The organism is Streptomyces sp. NPDC056480 (assembly GCF_042795405.1).
Lineage (GTDB): Bacteria > Actinomycetota > Actinomycetes > Streptomycetales > Streptomycetaceae > Streptomyces.
Genome location: NZ_JBHTSA010000249.1, coordinates 1 through 2,415 on the forward strand (window position 1 = coordinate 1; position 2,415 = coordinate 2,415).

The 2,415-nt window shown below is 65.5% G+C and carries 1 protein-coding gene and 2 pseudogenes; 2 read left to right on the forward strand and 1 reads right to left on the reverse strand.

All coding sequences use genetic code 11. The annotated features are described in order from the left end of the window. The first annotated feature begins 197 nt into the window (after positions 1 to 197). A complete protein-coding gene (locus ACFQ79_RS40620; RefSeq protein ID WP_383593412.1) occupies positions 198 to 869 on the forward strand; it encodes an enoyl-CoA hydratase-related protein in 672 nt (223 codons plus the stop codon). 118 nt (positions 870 to 987) lie between these two features. Here ACFQ79_RS40620 and ACFQ79_RS40625 read toward each other — a convergent pair. After that, a pseudogene (locus ACFQ79_RS40625) lies at positions 988 to 1,812 on the reverse strand (IS5 family transposase). 338 nt (positions 1,813 to 2,150) lie between these two features. On the opposite strand from ACFQ79_RS40625, the pseudogene ACFQ79_RS40630 reads away from it, so the two are divergent. Next, positions 2,151 to 2,415 (forward strand): annotated as a pseudogene (locus tag ACFQ79_RS40630) (IS5/IS1182 family transposase); the annotation flags it as partial.

Consider the following 2,415-nt stretch of genomic DNA (forward strand, 5'->3'; position numbering starts at 1 on the left):
GGCACATTATCACCGCAGCCGAAGTGCGGTGATAATGTGCCGGGCCGAGCAGAGTACCGGCCGCCCCATCGAGGCTGCCGCGGCGAGATCCACGACCTGCTCCTCTAGGCCGTGCACAACCGACCAGGTGCCGAATCCGGGCCCCGGCCGTAACGTGCAGTCCTTGCTCCACATCAGCTCAGCCCGAAGGAGTCGCCATGCCCTCGCTCGACCGTCAGGACAATGTCTTCGTTCTCGACCTCGGGAACGGAGAAAACCGCTTCCACCCCGATTGGATCACTGCCGTCGGTGATGCGCTGAATGAGGTGGAGAAGGCGGAAGGGCCCCGTGCCCTGGTCACCGCCGCCACAGGGAAGTTCTACTCCAACGGGCTCGACCTGGAGTGGCTGTTCGCCCACGCCGACGAGCACATGGACTATGTTGTCTCAGTCCATGAGCTGTTCGCACGGATGCTGTCACTGCCGGTCGTCACGGTGGCCGCGTTGCAGGGACACACCTTCGCTGCCGGCGCAATGTTCTCCCTCGCCCACGACCTCCGCGTGATGCGGGCCGACCGCGGCTACTGGTGCATGCCCGAAGCGGACATCAACATCCCGTTCACTCCCGGCATGGCTGCGCTCATCCAGTGCCGGTTGGCTCCTCAGACCGCCCACGAGGCCATGCTCACTGCACGCCGCTACGGCGGTGTCGACGCCGTGGCCGCCTGCATCGTCGACCGGGCCGTCAGCGAGGAAGCCGTACGCTCCACCGCGATCGAGCTCGCCCAGGCGCAAGTGATGAAGGCCGGTAACACCCTGGGCACCAACAAGACCCGCATGTACGCCCCGGCTCTGGCGACCCTGCGCGACACCACCAACCCGCTCGGCTGAACCAGCAGCTCACAGATCGTACCCACCCGCCGCCAGGCGTTCTGCCCGGGGGCGGGCGGCACCAGCCATCCACCGCTTAAGTGAGTGCTTGATTCTCGGTTGTCTGTTTTGTTTGAGCTCAAGTGTCGCGCCAGTTGGGGGTGTTCTGGTGAGTGAGGCGTCGGGTCATGAGGCTGATGGCGGCGATTTGGATCATGGCTGCTGATCGGTGCGGGTGGGTTTCGTAGTCGCGGGCCAGGCGGCGGTGGTGCATGAGCCAGCCGAGAGTTCTTTCGACGACCCAGCGACGAGGTTGGACGGTGAAGCCGCGGGTGTGGGGGGGCGCGTTGGACGATCTCGAGGTCGATGCCACGAGTGGCCGCGTGCTCGATTGCTTTGTTCTTGTAGCCGTTGTCGGCCCAGGCTTTGGTGATGGTGGGGTGGCGGGCGGCGAGGTCGTCGATGAGACGGGTGCCGGCGGCGGAGTCGTGGACGCTGGCGGCGGTGACGAAGACGGTCAGGAGAAGGCCGAGGGTGTCGGTGGCGATGTGCCGCTTGCGGCCGATGATCTTTTTCGCGGGGTCGATGCCCTGGTCGGCGAGGTGGACGCTGGCCGAGGTCTTGATGCTCTGGGAGTCGAGCAGGCAGGCGGTGGGTTCTGGTTCGCGGCCTTCGGCCTGGCGGAGCAGGCTGCGCAGGAGGCCGTTGAGTTGGTCGAAGATGCCGTCGTTCTGCCAATGGGCGAAGTAGCCGTAGACGCTCTGCCAGGGTGGGAAGTCGTGGGGAAGGTAGCGCCAGGGGATGCCGGTGCGGTCGACGTAGAGGATTGCGTTCATCAGGGCCCGCGGGTCGTGGTGGGGCCGGCGGATCCGGCGCGGGCCTGGCGCCAGGTTTCGAGGGTGGGGCGGATCAGTTCCCACCGCGCGTCGGACAGGTCGCTGGGGTAGGGCCGGTGCGGTCGCATAATGCGGGGATACCGGTGTCGGTGGCTGCCGGGGAGGGCGTGTACAGGACCATTGGGAGTACTGGCCTGCGCCCGGTATGCCATGAACTGGTGGTTGTGCAATCAAGACAGGATGTTGTGGGGCGGACCGACTTGTTTCCTCGGCCGGCGCTCTTCCAGAAAGGCATATATTCCGGCAGATAAGGTGTGGTCATCGCACGAGGCTAGCGATGCAGAATCACCTCAAAGCAGCATGAGTAAGAGCAAAACGCTCACTGAGCCGTTTTCATCCTGTCGCTGTGGGGTGAAATGGCAGGTCAGCAGGGGTGTGTAACGAGGCGGGGCTCCTGGTCGTTGCGGTGGTGTTCTCTACGCACCACGCATCGTCCGAGGAGCCCCGCCTGGTCCCGTACCGTGCCACGGTTGATGTCCCGCATGAGCTGGTGGAGCACGTTTCCCGGCTCATCTGCGCACGAAGGTGTGAACGTCGCTCGCGATGGCGGAAGCCCGGCTGCTTCCGCCAGGCCCAGCTCGTACTGGTGCACCCGCGCAAGAACGAGACGCTGCCCGCCCTGGCAGCCGTCTCCGGCGTCCCGACAGCCACAGCCCGGCGCTATGCCAGCG

Excerpts from the sequence above, each read along its gene's own strand:
- ACFQ79_RS40620 (WP_383593412.1), top strand. The coding sequence starts at position 198 with ATGCCCTCGCTCGACCGTCAGGACAATGTCTTCGTTCTCGACCTCGGG.